Annotated in this window: 18 protein-coding genes; 3 read left to right on the forward strand and 15 right to left on the reverse strand. The window is 71.1% G+C overall.

Translation table 11 applies throughout. From position 1 onward, the window contains the following. The first annotated feature begins 29 nt into the window (after positions 1 to 29). The gene (locus tag M5362_RS20645) at positions 30 to 965 is read left to right on the forward strand and encodes a hypothetical protein (RefSeq protein WP_260229135.1); all 936 of its coding nucleotides are present in this window, start codon (positions 30 to 32) and stop codon (positions 963 to 965) included. Here M5362_RS20645 and M5362_RS20650 read toward each other — a convergent pair. The 14 genes from M5362_RS20650 to M5362_RS20715 form a co-directional block, all read right to left on the reverse strand. Continuing rightward, on the reverse strand, positions 962 to 1564 hold the full coding sequence (locus tag M5362_RS20650) for an OmpA family protein (RefSeq protein WP_260229136.1): 603 nt from the start codon (positions 1562 to 1564) through the stop codon (positions 962 to 964). The two genes, M5362_RS20645 and M5362_RS20650, sit on opposite strands and share 4 nt — an antisense overlap. Positions 1565 to 1575: 11 nt before the next feature. Next, the gene (locus M5362_RS20655; RefSeq protein WP_308354893.1) at positions 1576 to 2112 is read right to left on the reverse strand and encodes a hypothetical protein; all 537 of its coding nucleotides are present in this window, start codon (positions 2110 to 2112) and stop codon (positions 1576 to 1578) included. A 62-nt stretch (positions 2113 to 2174) separates the two neighbouring features. Beyond that, positions 2175 to 2843, reverse strand: coding sequence for a pilus assembly protein TadG-related protein (locus M5362_RS20660; RefSeq protein ID WP_260229138.1), 669 nt, complete (start codon positions 2841 to 2843; stop codon positions 2175 to 2177). Further along, positions 2843 to 3058 carry a Flp family type IVb pilin gene (locus tag M5362_RS20665; RefSeq protein WP_260229139.1) on the reverse strand — a complete coding sequence of 72 codons (216 nt, stop codon included), beginning with the start codon at positions 3056 to 3058 and terminating at the stop codon, positions 2843 to 2845. Before M5362_RS20665 ends, M5362_RS20660 begins: the two co-directional genes overlap by 1 nt. Positions 3059 to 3184: 126 nt before the next feature. Continuing rightward, positions 3185 to 3892 carry a response regulator transcription factor gene (locus tag M5362_RS20670; protein ID WP_260229140.1) on the reverse strand — a complete coding sequence of 236 codons (708 nt, stop codon included), beginning with the start codon at positions 3890 to 3892 and terminating at the stop codon, positions 3185 to 3187. Further along, a complete protein-coding gene (locus tag M5362_RS20675) occupies positions 3889 to 5073 on the reverse strand; it encodes a sensor histidine kinase (RefSeq protein ID WP_374214499.1) in 1185 nt (394 codons plus the stop codon). The genes M5362_RS20670 and M5362_RS20675 overlap by 4 nt, the downstream gene beginning before the upstream one ends. 54 nt (positions 5074 to 5127) lie before the next feature. After that, complete coding sequence (locus tag M5362_RS20680; RefSeq protein WP_260229141.1) at positions 5128 to 6015, reverse strand: type II secretion system F family protein; 888 nt, start codon at positions 6013 to 6015, stop codon at positions 5128 to 5130. Positions 6016 to 6025: 10 nt separating this feature from the next. Next, entirely contained in the window at positions 6026 to 6967 is a 942-nt protein-coding gene (locus M5362_RS20685) for a type II secretion system F family protein (protein WP_260229142.1), read from the reverse strand. A 24-nt stretch (positions 6968 to 6991) separates the two neighbouring features. Continuing rightward, positions 6992 to 8332 (reverse strand): CpaF family protein, encoded by a 1341-nt coding sequence (locus tag M5362_RS20690; protein ID WP_260229143.1) that lies wholly within the window; start codon positions 8330 to 8332, stop codon positions 6992 to 6994. Beyond that, the gene (locus tag M5362_RS20695; RefSeq protein WP_260229144.1) at positions 8329 to 8700 is read right to left on the reverse strand and encodes a TadE family protein; all 372 of its coding nucleotides are present in this window, start codon (positions 8698 to 8700) and stop codon (positions 8329 to 8331) included. The genes M5362_RS20690 and M5362_RS20695 overlap by 4 nt, the downstream gene beginning before the upstream one ends. Further along, positions 8697 to 9077 (reverse strand): TadE/TadG family type IV pilus assembly protein, encoded by a 381-nt coding sequence (locus tag M5362_RS20700; protein WP_260229145.1) that lies wholly within the window; start codon positions 9075 to 9077, stop codon positions 8697 to 8699. Before M5362_RS20700 ends, M5362_RS20695 begins: the two co-directional genes overlap by 4 nt. Positions 9078 to 9080: 3 nt before the next feature. Further along, the gene (locus M5362_RS20705; RefSeq protein WP_260229146.1) at positions 9081 to 10328 is read right to left on the reverse strand and encodes an AAA family ATPase; all 1248 of its coding nucleotides are present in this window, start codon (positions 10326 to 10328) and stop codon (positions 9081 to 9083) included. A gap of 7 nt (positions 10329 to 10335) precedes the next feature. Continuing rightward, on the reverse strand, positions 10336 to 11040 hold the full coding sequence (cpaB, locus tag M5362_RS20710; RefSeq protein ID WP_260229147.1) for a Flp pilus assembly protein CpaB: 705 nt from the start codon (positions 11038 to 11040) through the stop codon (positions 10336 to 10338). Between the two features lie 32 nt (positions 11041 to 11072). Next, entirely contained in the window at positions 11073 to 12002 is a 930-nt protein-coding gene (locus M5362_RS20715; RefSeq protein WP_260229148.1) for a hypothetical protein, read from the reverse strand. Positions 12003 to 12335: 333 nt separating this feature from the next. On the opposite strand from M5362_RS20715, the gene M5362_RS20720 reads away from it, so the two are divergent. Next, positions 12336 to 14036, forward strand: coding sequence for a chitinase (locus tag M5362_RS20720; RefSeq protein ID WP_260229149.1), 1701 nt, complete (start codon positions 12336 to 12338; stop codon positions 14034 to 14036). 115 nt (positions 14037 to 14151) lie between these two features. Here M5362_RS20720 and M5362_RS20725 read toward each other — a convergent pair whose 3' ends face one another. Next, entirely contained in the window at positions 14152 to 15429 is a 1278-nt protein-coding gene (locus M5362_RS20725; protein WP_260229150.1) for an Nramp family divalent metal transporter, read from the reverse strand. Between the two features lie 190 nt (positions 15430 to 15619). Here M5362_RS20725 and M5362_RS20730 point away from each other — a divergent pair, with 190 nt between their 5' ends. Continuing rightward, positions 15620 to 16957, forward strand: coding sequence for a M14 family metallopeptidase (locus tag M5362_RS20730; protein WP_260229151.1), 1338 nt, complete (start codon positions 15620 to 15622; stop codon positions 16955 to 16957). Positions 16958 to 17001: the final 44 nt, after the last annotated feature.

Here is a 17001-nt window from a genome sequence, read left to right on the forward strand (position 1 = left end):
ACGTTCCCCCGTCCGGGGATGGTTGGGGCATGGAGGAGTTGGTGAAGGTCGCCCGGGGCGGGGTGCTTCTCACGGTGTGGGCGTACGGGGTGGGGTGGCCGCCGGGCCGGCTCGGGAGGCGGTTGCGGGCGGAGGGATGGCAGCGGATCTGCCGGGGCGCGTGGGCGGCCCCGGGGAAGGAGGTGGACTGGAAGGTGCGGGCGAGGGCGCTCCAGCTGATACGGCCGGAGTGGGTGTGCAGCCACGGCACGGCGGCGGCGCTGCACCGGATCGAGGTGCTCGGGGAGGCGGGGGCGGCGGGGACGCGGGAGGTCCTGGACTTCACCGTGCGGCGTCCGCTGTCGTCCCGTACGGCAGAGGGGGTGCGGGTCCGCTCCACGGAGTTCCTGGCCGACGGGGACTGCGTCACGCGCGGAGGGCTGCGGGCGACGGGGCCCGCGAGGACGGTCGGAGACCTGATACGGAGCTGCGGCACGCGCGAGCGGGCCGTCGTGGTCGCGGACTCGGCCCTGTCGCGCCGCACGGTCGGGGGCGTCCGCCGTGAGCCGCTGGTCGACCACGGGGAGCTGACGGCGGAGTTGTCCGCGCCCCGGCCCGGCGCGACGCGGGCCCGCCGCTGGCTGCCGCTCGCCGACGCCGCGTCCGGCTCCCCCGCGGAGACGGTCGCGCGCCTCCATATGCGTGACGCGGGCCTCCGCCCCGAGTCGCAGCCGCTCCTCCACACCCGCGCGGGCCGCGCCCTGCGCCCCGACTTCCTCTTCCGGATGCAGGGCCTGGCCGTCGAGATCGAGGGCTACGCCTTCCACGGCACCCGCCAGGCCCACGACCGCGACATCCGCCGCTACAACGACCTCGCCGACTGCCCGTCCGTCCGCCGGGTCCTGCGCTTCACGGCACGGGGCGTCTTCCACCGCCCGGAAGCCGTCGTCGCGACGGTCCGGGCGGTGCTGGGTCAGTTGAGCTAGGAGGTGGTGCGGGGGAAGGAGATCTCGACGCGGCGGTTCTTGGTGCGGCCTTCCTCGGTGGCGTTGTCGGCGATCGGGTAGTCCTCGCTGTACCCGCGGATGTCGAAGGTCTTCCCCGGATCGAGCGTCTTGGCCAGCTCCTGCTGCACGGCGTCGGCCCGCTGCTTGGAGAGCTTGAGCCCGTGCTCGTAGGTCCCGAGGTTGTCGGTGAAGCCGAAGACGCGGACGCGGCTGGAGTTCTGCTTGTTGATCTCCACGGCGATGGCCGCGATACGGGCGGTGGCGGCGGGGCTGAGCTTGGCGCTGTCCTTCCCGAAGAGCACCTCGGCCTGAAGGGCGAAGGTCACGTCGACATTGGTGTCCTCCCGCCGCTGTTCCCCGCCCTCCTCCTCGACGACCTGCTTGATGTCGAGAACCTTGGGCGCGGCGAGGGTGGCCCCGTCGGGAAGCATGAGCTCGGGCGAGTTCGCGTCGATCGCGGGGGGCGGGGAGGCGCTGGAGGTGGAGTTGGGAGGGTCGTCGGCGAGAACGGGGGTGGCGGTACCGACGACGAGAAGAAGGGAGGCGGCGGCGAGGATGACGAGGCGGTGGGGAGTCATGGCGGCGTCCGTCAGGAGAGTTTGATGGTGCCGGGTTCGAAGGTGGGGAGCTGGAAGGTCACTTCGGTGGTGCTGTCGGCGGGGGCGGGGAACTGCATGAAGACCTCGGCCGAATCTCCGGCACCGAGGATGGCCAGACCGGTCGTGGTCAAGGGCCTGCCGTCCGTGTCGCGGAGCACGTAGTAGCGCTTCTTCGCGGCTCCGTCCACCAGGGTCGCGCCCCCGAGGGAGGTGCCGTGCTTCAGCACTTCGGTCTCGTTCCCCCTCAGATCAGGGACGGCTCGCCCCTTGTCCGAGGCGTTCTTCAGTCGTCCCTTGACAGTGAGGAAGCCGCCGGCGTCGCGCTGGGCCGAGGTGACCGTCAGTTCGAAGCCGTCCTGCCCCTTGAGCACAGCCAACGTCTCCTCGGGAGCCTCCGACTGAGGCTTCTCGTTGCCTTCGCCGCTCTTCGGAGCCGAAGAAGTCGTGGACGGCTGGCTCTTCGGAGGCTCGTCGTCACTGCCGCAGCCGGCTACGCCGAGGACCAGGCCGGCCGCGGTGGCGGCCACGACCCACCTCCTGAGGGCCGTCGTTGCGTACCGAACACTCATGAACGGGATTCCTTCGTTTGTCAGTCGGCCAGTCGAACGGTGAAGAGGTCGGCGGCGCTTGGCAGCTCCGGTCGGTCGGGATCGATCGTCCAGGAGACACCGTCGCATGTAAGGCCCTGAATCGGGACGGGTTCCGTCGGCGTGGGGCGCGGATCCGGCTCAGGGTCCGGTTCGGGTTCATCGGTCGGCTCGGGAGGCTGGGTCGGCTCGGGAGCCTCAAAGGTGCACAGCGGCTCGATCACAGCCGTCGCCTTCGCCGTCGCGTGCTGGATCTCCGTGCCCGGGATGACGGATTCGCCGACAGAGTTCAGCGTCCGCACCTCCACGCGGAACCCCAGTTCGCCGGAGGAGAGCGGGTTGCAGCCCTCGCCCGGGACTTCCGCGTGATTCTTGGCCGCGAAGGAGGCCGCACGCTGGCAGGCGGCGTACTCGTCGTACTGCCTGCCCGAGAGGAAATCGCCCCACTGGGCTGGGTCCAGGATGACGGCCACCCAGCCGTCCCGGAGCTGATCACGAGCGTCCTGAGCGGCAGCCAGCGCCGCAGCGTCGGCTGCGGTCTGGGCACCGTTCCGGGTCGCAGCGGCCTGTCCGACCGCGAAGTAGGCGAACGCGAGAAAGAGCAGGCCCGCCATCACCGTGATGTAAATGGGGAACGCCTGCCCTGAATCCTTGTACCTACCGGCCAGCACTAGTCCATGAGTTCGGCGATCTTGTTCGTGATCGCCGTCTTGATCGAGCTGCCGATATCCGTGCCGGTGATCGCCACAACGATCGCCACCACCACCACGATGATCCCCAGATACTCGACCGCCGTCTGCCCCCGGTCGTTCGTCGTCCTCGTGCGGGCCCATGCGCCGAAGTGCACCTTCGCCCTCGTCGCAGCCTTCAGCATGAGGTCGCTCATGGTCGTCCCCTCCGGATTCGTACGTCCCCGTGCCGATGCCGAGCTCGGCAGGCGCACGGTACGCCCCCAACCCCTCCTCCCCACAGGGCCCGTAGGCCCAAACCCGGGCCCACCTCGTGCCGGGGGTCACGATGCCGCCCTCGTGCCCAGCCAGGCCGCTATCGCCTCGCTGCGGGACGTCGCCCGGAGTTTCGCGAAGATGCGGTTGATGTGGTTCTTGACCGTCTTCTCGCTGATGAAGCACGTGTCGGCGATCTGCCGGTTGTTCAGGCCCGACGCGATCAAGTCCATCACCTCCCCCTCCCTCACGCTCAACCCGAACCGTGCCACATCTGGTTGCATCTGCGAAGGCGTTCCGTCAAATCGCAATGAAGTCGAGACGATTGGCTTCCCGTAACCGTGTGCAGTCGCACCCCGATTCCGTACGACCCCGAGCAACGCGTTCGCCGCCGTCGGGGTCAGACGGGCCCGTCCCGCCCGTACGTCGCGGACCGCCGTCACCAGTTCCTCCGCCGTGAACTCGCCGTGGACCAGGTAGCCCCCCGCCCCCAGCCGCAGCGCCTCCTGGACCACCTCGCTCTCCCCGCTGTACGTCAGCATCAGCACCGGGGCCACCCGTGCCAGGTGCGGCAGGGCCGTCAGGCCGTCCACGACCGGCATGCGGACGTCGAGGAGGACCACGTCCGGGCGGTGGCGGCGGGTCTCGTCCATCGCCGCGCGGCCGTCGGGGGCCTCCGCCACGACCCGGATGCCCGTGCCGGCCGCGTCGAGCAGGGCGCGCAGGCCCGCCCGTACCACCGGGTTGTCGTCCGCGACCACCACCGTGAGCGTCATCGTGCGGCCACCCCCTCGACCGGGAGCTCCAGGCGGACCTCCGTGCCCTGTGCCACGCCGCCCCGGCCGATCCGGATCCGCGCCCCGAGCCCCGCCGCCCGCTCCACCATCCCCACCACACCGAAGTGGCCGGTCCTGCGCAGGCCGTCCAGAGTCGTCCCCGGAGGCAGGCCGCGGCCGTCGTCACACACGCTGATGCGCAGGAGACCCGCGACGACGCCGGCCGAGACGTCCACCCGCGTCGGGCAGGCGTGGCGGCCCGCGTTCTCCATCGCCTCCGAGGCGATCGTGAGCAACTGCCGTGCCACCGCGTACGGAACGGGAGGTACGGAACCAGGGCCGACGCCCTGGTAGCGGGCCTCGATGCCCGAACGACGGGTGAAGTCCTCCACCCGCGACGTCAGCTCGCCGGCCAGGTCGACCTCCCCGCCGACGTACGAGGGTCTGCGCAGCTCCCCGAGGAGTTCGCGCGACTCCGCCGCCGCCCGCCGTGCCGAGCGCGCCACCACCCCCGCCTGCTCGCGCGGGTCCGCCGCCGCCTCCAGGGCGTCCGCCGCGAGCGCCAGCCCGTGCAGGGTCTTCGCCACCGAGTCGTGCATGTCGCGGGCGAGGCGGGCCCGTTCCTCCTCACCCGCCTGGGCCGCCGCGAGGGCCCGGGTGGCCGCGCCGAAGCGGAAGAGCAGGTTCCTGAGCGTGACCCCGAGGGCGCCCGTGATCACGCACAGGCCGGGGAGCAGCGTCGGATCGCCCACCCCGGCCGCGTAGACCGCCAGCAGGATCAGCGATTCGAGGCAGGCGAAGAACGCGGCTCCCCGCCAGCCGTAGGCGAGGCCCGCCAGCAGCGGGGTGCAGACGCTGACGTACCCCAGGGTGCTCTGCGGGCCCGCCGTGACCAGGAGCAGCGAGCCGAAGAGGGCGTCCGCAGCGAGGAGCGCGGGGTGGCGCAGGAGCAGCGGGCCGAAGCGCTCCCAGTCCCGGAACATCACGTACGAACCCATGAAGGTGACAAGGACCGCCGCGCCGACCAGCCATGACGCGAGGCCGGGCGCCGCCCCCAGCAGGGCGCTCGGGCTCGCCAGGGCGATCATCGCCAGCCGGAAGCCGAAGATCTGGCGGCACACCGCCTGGAGGGCGTTCGCCTCGACGGAGACCGACGCGAGCATCGACACGGGCCCGGTCACGGGCGTGGACACCGACACGGGCCCGGTCACGGGCGGGGACACCGGCACGGGCGCTCACTCCCCCGTGATCGAGCCGAAGTCCGTCCCCGTACCCAGGAACAGCCCCGCGCCCAGCAGGATCATCGTCGCCGGGACCATCAGCGTCGTGATCACCATTGTCGCCTTCGGGACCGCCTTCGCCGCCTTCCGCCGGGTGTTCTGCGCGTCCGTGCGCCGCATGTCGTTGGCGATCTGTATCAGCGTCTCCACGATCGGCGCGCCCAGCTCCTCGCCCTGCTGGAGCGCCGTGACGAACTGGGCGACCTGCTCGCTGTCGTTGCGCCGGCGCAGTTCGTCGAAGGCCTCCCGCCGGCTCACGCCCATGTCCATCTGGCGCAGCGTGATCCGGAGTTCGTCCGCCCAGGGCCCCTCGTACTTGTCCGCCACCCGGTCCAGCGCCTGCCGGAAGCCGAGCCCGGCCGACACCACCACCGCGAGGACGTCGAGGAAGTCCGGCAGCGTCCGCTCGATCTGGTCCTTGCGGATGCGGATCGCCGACCAGATGCCGACCTCGGTCCAGAACGCGCCGAAGGCGAAGAGGAGCAGCGCGACGAGGAGGTCTCCGTTGGAGAGCATCAGCAGCCCGCCGAGGCCCCCCAGGCAGCCGTAGACCGCGCGCCGGGCTCCGTACCGGTCGACGGTCAGACCGCCCGGGTTTCCCGCCAGGTCGATGCGGCGGCGGACGGAGTTGACCCGCTTCGGTCCCATCGCGCGCAGGACGGCGGGTGAGTAGCGCATGCCGATCCGGTCCACGACGGAGTCGACGGCGCCGGTGCGGGTGGAGCCGACCTCCAGGGCGAGCCGCAGATCGTCGGGGAGCTTGGCGTCGGCCCGGTAGAGGCGGACGCCGTAGAAGATCCCGGCCACCGAGAGGCCGGCGGCCAGCGCGAGGAGAAGTTCCATGTCCAGCCCCTCACACGTCGATCTTCGAGAAGCGGCGGATGATGACGAAGCCGACCACGTACAGCGCGAAGGCGGCGACGACGGCGAACTGGCCGAGGCCCGAGCCGGTCATCCGGTCCAGCGCGCCCGGCTGCATGTTGTCGATGAGGAGCAGCGAGCCGATGCCGATGACCGGGACCGCGTACGCCGTCATGCTCACCTGGGACAGCTGCGTACGGACCTCCCTGCGCGTCTCTTTCCGCTCCTCCAGCGTCTCCGTGAGGTTGCGCAGCGAGGAGACGACGGTGCCGCCCGCCTTGTTGGCGAGGACGAGGGTGGTGACGAGGACGACCAGTTCGCGGGAGGGCAGGCGTTCGGCGAGCTCGCCCAGCGCGTCGTCGACGGAGGTGCCCACGGCGAGCTGCTGGGCGACCTTCTCCAGCTCGTCGCCGGCCGGTGCCTCCAGCTCGTCGGCGGCCATGCTGAGCGCCATCCGCAGGGCGAGTCCGGCCTGCGTGGCGTTGGCGAGGATCCGCGACAGCTCGGGCAGCTGGTTGATGAACTTCTCGATGCGCTTCTGGCGCTGCCAGTTGAGGAAGCCCATGGCCACCCACACGCCGAGGAACCCGCAGATCGGGCCGAAGAACGGGGAGAGCAGGGCCTGACCCGCGAACCACAGCACGGCCACGACCGCCGACATCGCGACGACGAACTCGCCGGGCGTCAGGTCGAGCCCGGTGGCGGAGATCCGCAGCTCCAGCTTCCGGCCGAACGCGGTGCGCCGTACGCGCCGGTCGAGGGAGCGGAAGCGGCGCCTGCGGCGGCCGGTGCCCTCCGGCTCGCCGCTCTGGGTGAGCCGGGCGACCAGGGCGGCGCGCTCGGCGGAGCCCCGTGCGTACACGTGGACGCCGAGTACGCCGAGGACGCAGCAGAGCAGGGCGACGCCGGTCACCAGCCAGGTGAGTGGGTTCATCTCGGCCTCATCTCCGTCCCCCTGCTACTTCGCTTCTCGGATGGCGAGCTGGTCGTCCGACGCGGCGACGCCGAAGGCCTGCGGGATCGGCTGGCCCGCCATGTAGAGCCGGTCGGCCACCCGGCGCGGCAGCGGGTGGTACTCGTACACGCCGTACACCCGCCCGTCCGCCGCGATCGGCCGGGCGCGGAAGGCGCAGACGGTCGCGAGGGTGAACCGTTCGCGGCCGTTCGACGACAGGACGGCGATCTCGGTGACGCGGCGGGTGCCGTCGGCGTGCCGGGTCAGCTGGACGAGGACGTCGACGGCGCTGTTGATCTGGTCCCTGAGCGCCTCGAACGGGACCTTGACCTCGGACATCGACGCCAGGGTCTGGAGGCGCGTCAGGGCGTCCTCGGCGGAGTTGGCGTGGACGGTGGCGAGCGATCCGTCGTGTCCGGTGGACATCGCCTGGAGCATGTCGAGGGTCTCGCCGCCGCGGACCTCGCCGACGATGATGCGGTCGGGGCGCATGCGCAGGGAGTTGCGGACGAGGTCGCGGATGGTGACCTGGCCGCGGCCCTCGATGTTCGGAGGGCGGCTCTCCAGGCGGATGACGTGGGACTGCTGGAGCTGGAGTTCGGCGGAGTCCTCGATGGTGATGACCCGTTCGCCGTCGGGGATCAGTCCGGAGAGCGCGTTGAGGAGCGTGGTCTTCCCGGTGCCGGTGGCGCCGGAGACGATCAGGTTGAACTTGGCCTGGACGAGGCCGGCGAGCAGCAGGAGCATCTGCTCGTCGAGCGAGCCGAGGCCGATCATCTCCCGCAGGGTGTACGCGCGGGGGAAGCGGCGGATCGTCAGGGTCGCCCCGGTCAGGGAGAGCGGCGGGATGATCACGTTGACGCGCTCGCCGGACGGCAGCCGGGCGTCGACCATCGGATTCGACTCGTCCACGCGCCGGTTGACGGTGGAGACGATCCGCTCGATGGTCTGCATCAGCTGCTCGTGGGAGGCGAACCGCAGCGGCAGCAGCTCCACCCGGCCCGCCCGCTCGATGTAGATCTGGTCGGGGCCGTTGACCATGATCTCGGTGATGGACGCGTCTTCGAGGAGCGGTTCCAGGACGCCGAGGCCGAGCGCCTCGTCGACGACCCGTCGGATCAGCTGGGCGCGCTCGGCGGTGGAGAGGACCGGGCCTTCGCGGCTGATGATGTGGCCGAGGACGCGCTCAAGGCGGGCCCGGCGCTCGGCGGCGGCGAGCGCCGACATCTCGGTGAGGTCGATCTCCTCCAGGAGCTTGGCGCGGAAGGAGGCGACGAGATGGCCGTCCTCCCTGCCTCCCGCCCCGCTCTCCTCGGGGGCGCTGATACGGGCCCGCAGACTCATGGTCGCTCGTCCTCCTCGGGCAGGGGCAGGGTGGCGCTCCTGCTGACCTTTTCGAAGTCCCAGAAGGGGACGACGGACGGGATGTCCACGCTGACGGTGTACGTGACCTCGTCGGCCCCCTCCGAGGGGGTGACGACGCTCCGTTCGGCGATCCAGTCGCTCATCGCCGCGAGGCCCGCCTCGCGCCCGCCGACGGTCGCCTCGTCGTGCGTGGCGGCGCGCGCGGCGGCCCGCGCTCCCGTGCCCGCCTGCTGGGCCGCGTACGCGACGATGCCGAGCTGGATGCCCGCGAGGGCGACGAGGAGCAGGATGGGCAGGAAACCGAGGTACTCGACGGCCACCTGACCCCGGTCGCGTGGCTTCCTCATGGCCGGGCCCCCTCGTCTTCCTTCACGGCTCCGGCCTCACCGGTCACGGGGAAGGGGAAGCTGACCACTCCGGGGATGAGGACGGGCACCTTCAGCTTCACCGTCGCCTGCACCATGTCCCCGGACGTCGGGCAGGCCACCTCGGCCCCCGACCATGCCCCTCCCAGGTGCCGCCTCCCGGCTTCCTGGCAGTCGCCGCCCACCGCCCCCGCCCGGGCCGCCTCGTCGGCCGCGTTCCCCGCGAGCGTGAAGGTGTAGCCGACCAGGACGCACTGCCAGAGCACGGCGAGGGTGATCAGGATCAGCGGCACCATGCCGAGGAACTCGATCGCGACCTGCCCCCTGTCGTCCCGCGTCGCACGCCCGTACGCCGGCATGGCTCAGCGCCCGCCCTTGCCGCGGGTCAGCCGCGCGAGCTGCTTCCCCGAGCCGACCGCCGCGGCCGGTCCCTGACCGGGCGGGCCGACGAGTCCCAGTTCGCCGGCGAGCGACCAGAGGGCCTGCTTCACGCTCGACCGGGCGTCGAGTTCGTGCATCCGGCCCGCGTCGACGACGCCCTGGAGCTCCTTGAAGTTGGCGGGGACCACCACGCCCGCGATCCGGGTGCCGGTGATCTTCTGGATGAGGGCGGGCTGGATCTCCGTGGCGCGCGCGTACCGGTTCACCAGTGCGGTGGTCTCCTCCGCCTTGCGGATCTGGAGGCGGTCCCACATCCGTACGGTCCGCTTCGCCGCCCGCACCGCCACCACGTCGGGTGTGGTGACCAGGAGCGCCGTGTCGGCCATCTCGACGGCCGCCGCGTTGGCGCCGTTGAGGTACGACCCGCAGTCGACGACCACGACGTCGTAGCGGGAGCGCAGGACGCTGAGGATCTGGCGGGCGGAGCGGTCGGTGACGTCCTCGGCGCGCTCGCCCTCGCCGGGGGCGAGGAGCAGGGCGATGCCCGTCTCGTGGACGTAGACGGCGTCCTGGAGGACGCGGGGCGAGATGTCGTCGACGGCCGCGAGGTCGGCGACCGAGCGGCGGAACTGGACGTCGAGGTACGAGGCGATGTCGCCGCCCTGGAGGTCCATGTCGACCAGGGCCACGTTCCGGCCGGAGGCCCGGGAGGCGAGGGCGAGCTGCACGGCGGTGACGGTGGTCCCGACGCCGCCCTTCGCGCCGCTGACGGTGACGACGGTGCCGCCGGGGCCGCTGAGGACGTCGGGGCCGCTGCCGAGGTGGCGGCGGACTCCCACGGACCACTGGGCGGCGGCTTGAACGCGGCTGGCCAGCTCCTCGTACCCGAGGGGGAGGGTGACCAGGCCGCGGGCGCCGGAGTCCATGGCGGCCGAGAAGAGCACCGGGCTCGCGTCGGAGGTGATGAGGACGACGCCGACGGCGGGGAAGCGGAGGGCGACCTCGCGGACCAGTTCGAGGGCGGGGACCGGGCCGATCCGCTCGTGGACGAGGACGACTTCGGGGAGCTCGGCGAGGGACTCGGCGGCGAGCCGGGCGAGGGTGTCGACGAGCTGGGTGGAGTCGGCGACGGGCGGGGCGGGCTCGGCGTCGGGGAGCTGGCCGAGCAGGCTGACGACGGCCCGGGCCGCGTCGGGGTCGCCGACGGCCGGCAGGATCCTGGTGGTCATACCGGCCTCACTTGTCCTTGTCGAGCGTGTAGGTGCGGTCGCCGGGGGCGAGGATCGGCTCCTCGCCGGGCGCGACGAGGGCGAGGCGTACGTGCTCGGCGAAGGACTCGGCGTACGCGACGCGCTGGGTGTCGATCGTCGAGAGCGCGAAGGTGATCGGGACGGCTTCGGTGGGGCGCGTGCCGCGGTCGGTGCGGTTGGCGATCGGGGTGAGCCGGCCGACGTCCAGGACGCGGGCGTTGCTGACGATGACCTTGGACTGGGCGGCCTTGCCGCCCTTCTCACCGGCGAACGTGGCGTAGATGTTGACCAGCGCACCCGGGGTGATCTTGCCGGCGACGCCCGTGGCCGCGTCGATCATGATGGCGATCTCCTGCTGGCCGGGCTGGAGCGCGGGCCGCTGCACGATCATGTCCGACTGGAGGAGCGAGCCCGGTTCGAGCGTGGTGACGGCGATCTTCCCCTTGATCCGGCCGAGATCGGTGACGGCGGTCTTCGACAGCCAGCGCTTCGGCATCGAGACCTTCTCGAACTGCGAGGCCTTCAGCGGCGCGTAGGGCTCCACCCTGTCCTTCACGCGGTACGCCGTCACCTCCGGTCCGACCTTGGCGTTCACGTCGCCGATCACCGACAGGACACCGGCGAAGGCGCCGAGCGCGCACAGGACGGACAGCAGCAGCAGGATGACGCCACGACGCTGGCGGGAGTTCATTGCCGGACAACCTCGATCGGGATACGTGTGGCTCAGCGGACGGGGGACGTGAGCGCCCGGGGCGCCCGGCGCGACCGGAGCGCCCGTGGTTCCGCCGGGCCGGACGGGCCGGCCGCGTGGGCTCCGCCGGGCGGCGGCACGGTGGAGAGCAGCGGGGCGGAGCAGAAGCCGCAGCGGTCGCCGATGAGCTCCATGCGGCACCAGTGGCAGGTCTCGCGCCGTACGGAGGAGACCAGTCGGTGGAGGACGGCGATGTCCGGGATGTGGGCGGCGAACTCGACGAGCCGTCCGGTCCCCCACCAGCGGGGCGACTCGGCGGGCAGCGGCGCCTCCTGGACCGCCTGGACCTGCCAGCGCGGGGCGAGGGTGCCGGTGGGCCAGTCGGTCTGCAACTGCCCTCTGGCCAGGACGAGGTGGGTGGCGAACTCGGGTCCCGCGGGCGGTTCGGTGCCCGCCGCGACGCGGACGAGCTGGGGGACGGGCCCGGCGAGCACGGCGAACTGGGTGCCGGGCAGCCACCCCTTGAGGTGGGACTTCAGGCCGACCGGTACGCGGTCGAGCCTGGCGACCGAGCCGAGGACGGCCCCGGCGTAGATGTAGTGGGTGAGCAGCCGCGCCGCCGAGGCCACGACACCCGGGCTGAAGTCGCAGACGGAGAGCTGCCGCAGCTGCCGGGCGAGGACGGCGGTGCCGAGGGGCGGCAGGTCGGACTTGACCAGGGCGATCCGGTCGCTCTCCAGGAGGCCGCGGGCGGCGTGCAGCCGCTGTTCGGCCACGGCCGGCAGGGAGGTCGGGCAGACCACGACCACATGGCCGTACCGGTCGAGGAGGACCTGGAGATCGGCGACGGCCGAGGCGAGCGGGCGGGTCTCGGGTGCGGGCAGGAGGGCCGCGGTGGGTGTCTGCTGGTCGGTCGGTGGCAGCACCAGATCGGCGCTGGTGACCGCGATCGCTGTCGGCACGTCGGGCTCCCCGTCCCCATGTCCCCATGACTCACTGCGTTCGCTGCGTTACTGCACAGCGTTGCTCGTGCACTTTATCCACGACCTGCGGGGTGGTGAACACACAATCCGCCAAGCACAACGAGAAATCTGGGCCCGGATGGGCCTTGCGGTGGGCCCTGCGGTGGGCCCGGAAGCGGGCGTCCGTGGGTCAGGAGGCCCATACCCCCAACTCCCGTTCCCCGCCAGAGGTCTTGACAAGTCGATTGGTCTGGACCAACTTGTTCCCCCAAGCGGTGGCCACCGTTCCCGACACCTCCCCTCCCTCCCCGACTCCCCCACCGGAGGCAGCAAGTGGACCGCACCACCACACGCTCGCGCAGATGGATCGGCAGTGCCCTCGCGCTCGCCGTCGGCTCCGGGCTCGTCCTCGTCGGCGGGGCCGGCACGGCCCAGGCCGCGGACGTCAACGTGGCCAAGAACGCGGGCTTCGAGTCCGGTACCGCCAACTGGACCTGTACGGCGGGCAGCGGCGCCGCCGTCTCCTCGCCGGTACGGACCGGGGCGGGCGCCCTCAGGGCGGCCCCGGCGGGCCAGGACAACGCCCGCTGCAGCCAGGTCGTCACCGTCAAGCCCCAGTCGACGTACACCCTCAGCGCCTGGGTGCAGGGCGGTTACGCCTACCTCGGCGCCACCGGGACCGGAACCACGGACGTCTCCACCTGGACCCCCGACAGCTCCTCCTGGAAGCAGCTGACCACCACCTTCACCACGGGCGCGAACACCACCTCGGTCACCGTCTACACCCACGGCTGGTACGGCCAGGCCGCCTACCACGTCGACGACGTCTCCGTCTTCGGCCCCGACGGGGGCGGCGGCACCGACCCCGACCCGGTCGTCCCGTCCACCCCGGCGGGCCTCGCCGCGGGCACGGTCACGTCGTCCTCGGTCGCGCTCAGCTGGAACGCCGTCTCCGGCGCCACCGGCTACAAGGTGTACCGCGACGGCGCCCTGGCGCAGACCGTCTCCGGCGCCTCGGCGACCGTGACGGGCCTCGCCTCCAACACCACGTACCAGTTCCAGGTCTCCGCGACCAACGCGGCGGGCGAGTCGGCGAAGTCCACCGCCGTCTCGGCACGCACCGGCACCACCAACCCGGGCCCCGGCCCGTCCGTCCCGAAGCACGCCCTGACCGGCTACTGGCAGAACTTCAACAACGGAGCCACCGTCCAGAAGCTGCGGGACGTCCAGGCGCAGTACGACATCGTCGCCGTCTCCTTCGCCGACTCGACCACCACGCCCGGCCAGATCGTCTTCAACCTGGACCCGGCCGTCGGCTACGCCTCCGTCGCCGACTTCAAGGCGGACGTCGCCGCGAAGAAGGCGGCCGGCAAGTCGGTCATCATCTCCGTCGGCGGCGAGAAGGGGAACGTCACCATCAACAGTGACGCCTCCGCGACCGCCTTCGCGAACAGCGCGTACGCCCTGATGCAGGAGTACGGCTTCAACGGGGTCGACATCGACCTGGAGCACGGCATCAACTCCACGTACCTGACCAAGGCGCTGCGCCAGCTCTCCGCCAAGGCCGGTTCGTCGATGGTCCTGACGATGGCCCCGCAGACCATCGACATGCAGAACACGGGCACCGAGTACTTCAAGACCGCCCTGGCCGTGAAGGACATCCTGACGGTAGTCAACATGCAGTACTACAACAGCGGTTCGATGCTCGGCTGCGACGGCAAGGTGTACAGCCAGGGCTCGGTGGACTTCCTCACCGCCCTCGCCTGCATCCAGCTCCAGGGCGGTCTCGACGCCTCCCAGGTCGGGCTCGGCGTGCCGGCCTCGACCCGCGGCGCCGGCAGCGGCTATGTCGACCCGTCGATCGTGAAGAACGCCCTCGACTGCCTGGCCCGCGGCACCGGCTGCGGCTCCTTCAAGCCCTCGCAGACCTGGCCGAACCTGCGCGGCGCGATGACCTGGTCGACCAACTGGGACGCGACGGCCGGCAACGCCTGGTCCAACGCGGTCGGACCGCACGTCCACAACCTCCCGTAACCGGGGATCCGCGTGACGGACAGCGCCGCCGACTTCCCCCGGCGGCGCTGTTCGCGTGTACGGCTCACCCGCGCGTACGGATCAACCGGGTGTCTGGCTCACCCGCGCGTACGGCTCACCAGGGCAGTTCACGCACCTGCTGGACGCACAGCACGACGAAGAGCAGCCCGGCCGCCGCGAGCATCCCGTTGCTCAACGGCCCGTTGCGCCATTCGGCGGGCGTACGGGAGGAGTTGAGCAGCCGGATCAGGGTCAGCGCCAGGAACGGCATGAAGAACGCGCCGATCACGCCGTAGACGATGACCAGGCCGAACGGCTGGTCCAGGAAGAGCAGCGAGATCGGCGGGAAGGTCAGCCAGAGCAGGTACGCGCGGAACGGCAGCGACCGGTCGCGGTCCGTGCCGGCGGGCACGAGGGCGGGCCGGTAGTGGGCCACGAAGTCGGCGAACATCAGGCTGACGCCGTGCCACACGCCGATGAGGGAGGTGAAGGAGGTGGCGAAGAAGCCGATCAGGAAGAGCTTGGCGGTGGCGTCCCCGTACCGCTCGGACAGGATGCCGCTGAGGTCGAGCAGCCCCTTGTCGCCCTTGGCGATCGCCAGCCCGGAGGAGTGCAGCAGCTCCGCGCCGACGAAGAGCATCGCGACGACGAAGATGCCGGTGGTGACGTACGCGACGCGGTTGTCGAGCCGCATCACCTTCATCCAGCCACTGTCCCGCCAGCCCTTGGCGTTGATCCAGTAGCCGTACGCCGCCAGGGTGATGGTGCCGCCGACGCCGCCGACCAGGCCGAGGGTGTAGACGAGCGAGCCCTCCGGGAGGACGGGGACGAGACCGGCGACGGCGTCGCCGAGGTGGGGCGTGACCCGGACCGCCAGATAGACGGTGACCACGAACATCACGCCGACCAGGACGGTCATGACCTTCTCGAAGACGGCGTAGCGGTTGAACCAGACGAAGACCAGGCCGACCAGGCCGCACAGCACCGCCCAGGCCTTGAGGTCCATGAGGCCCGGGAAGAGCGCGCCGAGCGGCAGGGCGCTGGAGGACATCGCCGCCGCTCCGTAGACGAAGCCCCAGACGACGACGTAGCCGACGAAGTAGACGGTGGTCCACGAACCGAGGCTGCGCCAGCCGTCGAAGAGGGTGCGGCCGGTCGCCAGATGCCAGCGGCCGGCGGCCTCGGCGAGCGAGATCTTGACGAGGCATCCGATGACGGCGGCCCAGAGCAGGGTGTAGCCGAACTTCGAGCCCGCCACGAGGGTGGCGACCAGGTCCCCGGCGCCGACCCCGGTGGCCGCGACCACGATGCCGGGCCCTATGTAACGCCAAGCGGCCTTGCGCGGCCGGGCAGCCGCCCCACCGGTGCCCTCCTCCTGAGTGATCTCCGCCATGTCCGACCGCCTTTCGCCCGTCCGGTGTGATCTTCTGTGTGATCCAGGTCACCAAAGCGGGTGCGGCGGGACTGCGCAAGGGGGCGTGGCCGAACCGCACCCTTGACCAGTTCATGTCAGCGTCGGACGATGTGCCCGGACACCCGCACAACCTGTCGCACACCCCCACACTCCCCACCCAGGAGACAGCATGCGACTTCGAACCCGCGGAAGAAGGTCCGCCACCCTCGCGGCCCTTCTGGCGCTCGCCCTCGCGGCGCCGCTCTCCGCAGGCGCGTACCAGGCCGGAGCCGACTCGGAACCGACCGCCACCGCCGAGGAAGTGATCCGCCAGTACGAGATCCACGGCCCGTCCACCGTCGCCGAACGCACCGCGCTCGCCGCGACCGGCGTCTCGATCGACGAGACCGACGACCACAGCGTCGTCGTCAGCGCCAACTCCGCCCAGCTGCGCAAGCTCCGCGCACTGGGCCACCGCCCCGAGGCCCTGCCCGCCCCGCCCGACCGCTCGGTGAAGGGCATGGCCGTCGAACCCTTCGACTTCCCCTCCGCCGACTCCAGGTACCACAACTTCGCCGAGATGAACGCGGAGATCGACCAGCGCCTCGCCCAGTACCCGACCATCATGAACAAGCGGGTCATCGGGAAGACGTACCAGGGCCGGGACATCGTCGCCGTCAAGATCAGCGACAACGTGGGCACGGACGAGGCCGAGCCCGAGGTCCTCTTCACCCACCACCAGCACGCCCGTGAGCACCTCACCGTCGAGATGGCGCTCTACCTGCTGCGCGAGCTCGGCGCGGGCTACGGAAGCGACTCCCGCATCACCGGCCTGGTGAACAGCCGCGAGATCTGGATCGTGCCGGACCTCAACCCGGACGGCGGCGAGTACGACATCGCCTCCGGCTCCTACCGCAGCTGGCGCAAGAACCGGCAGCCCAACTCCGGCTCCTCCTACGTCGGTACGGACATGAACCGGAACTGGGACTACAAGTGGGGCTGCTGCGGCGGCTCCTCCGGCTCCAAGAGCTCCGAGACCTACCGGGGCACGGCCCCCGAGTCCGCCCCCGAGGTGAAGGTCGTCGCCGACTTCGTCCGCTCCCGCGTGGTGGGCGGCAAACAGCAGATCAGGGCAGCGATCGACTTCCACACGTACAGCGAACTGGTGCTCTGGCCCTTCGGCTGGACCACCGCGAACACCGCGCCGGGCATGACCCAGGACGACCGCGACGCGTTCGCCACGGTCGGCCAGAAGATGGCGGCCAGCAACGGCTACACCCCCGAGCAGTCGAGTGACCTCTACATCACGGACGGGTCGATCGACGACTACCTCTGGGGCTCGCAGAAGATCTTCGGCTACACGTTCGAGATGTACCCGGCCTCGTCCTGGAACGGCGGCTTCTACCCGCCGGACGAGGTGATCGAACGCGAGACGAGCCGCAACAAGGACGCCGTCCTCCAGCTCCTGGAGAACGCGGACTGCATGTACCGCTCGATCGGCAAGGCCGCGCAGTACTGCACGAGCTGACGAGACGCCGGGTCCGGCCCGTTCCGACCCATCGGAACGGACCG

The organism is Streptomyces sp. Je 1-79 (assembly GCF_025195125.1).
Classification (GTDB): domain Bacteria; phylum Actinomycetota; class Actinomycetes; order Streptomycetales; family Streptomycetaceae; genus Streptomyces.

Bases quoted from the DNA above. Each gene is read 5' to 3' on its own strand.
- M5362_RS20695 (WP_260229144.1), bottom strand. From the start codon at position 8,700: ATGAGGAAGCCACGCGACCGGGGTCAGGTGGCCGTCGAGTACCTCGGT.
- M5362_RS20705 (WP_260229146.1), bottom strand. From the start codon at position 10,328: ATGACCACCAGGATCCTGCCGGCCGTCGGCGACCCCGACGCGGCCCGG.
- M5362_RS20685 (WP_260229142.1), bottom strand. From the start codon at position 6,967: ATGAACCCACTCACCTGGCTGGTGACCGGCGTCGCCCTGCTCTGCTGC.
- M5362_RS20690 (WP_260229143.1), bottom strand. From the start codon at position 8,332: ATGAGTCTGCGGGCCCGTATCAGCGCCCCCGAGGAGAGCGGGGCGGGA.
- M5362_RS20680 (WP_260229141.1), bottom strand. From the start codon at position 6,015: ATGGAACTTCTCCTCGCGCTGGCCGCCGGCCTCTCGGTGGCCGGGATC.
- M5362_RS20665 (WP_260229139.1), bottom strand. From the start codon at position 3,058: ATGAGCGACCTCATGCTGAAGGCTGCGACGAGGGCGAAGGTGCACTTC.
- M5362_RS20725 (WP_260229150.1), bottom strand. From the start codon at position 15,429: ATGGCGGAGATCACTCAGGAGGAGGGCACCGGTGGGGCGGCTGCCCGG.
- M5362_RS20670 (WP_260229140.1), bottom strand. From the start codon at position 3,892: ATGACGCTCACGGTGGTGGTCGCGGACGACAACCCGGTGGTACGGGCG.
- M5362_RS20730 (WP_260229151.1), top strand. From the start codon at position 15,620: ATGCGACTTCGAACCCGCGGAAGAAGGTCCGCCACCCTCGCGGCCCTT.
- M5362_RS20650 (WP_260229136.1), bottom strand. From the start codon at position 1,564: ATGACTCCCCACCGCCTCGTCATCCTCGCCGCCGCCTCCCTTCTTCTC.
- M5362_RS20700 (WP_260229145.1), bottom strand. From the start codon at position 9,077: ATGCCGGCGTACGGGCGTGCGACGCGGGACGACAGGGGGCAGGTCGCG.
- M5362_RS20645 (WP_260229135.1), top strand. From the start codon at position 30: ATGGAGGAGTTGGTGAAGGTCGCCCGGGGCGGGGTGCTTCTCACGGTG.
- cpaB (WP_260229147.1), bottom strand. From the start codon at position 11,040: ATGAACTCCCGCCAGCGTCGTGGCGTCATCCTGCTGCTGCTGTCCGTC.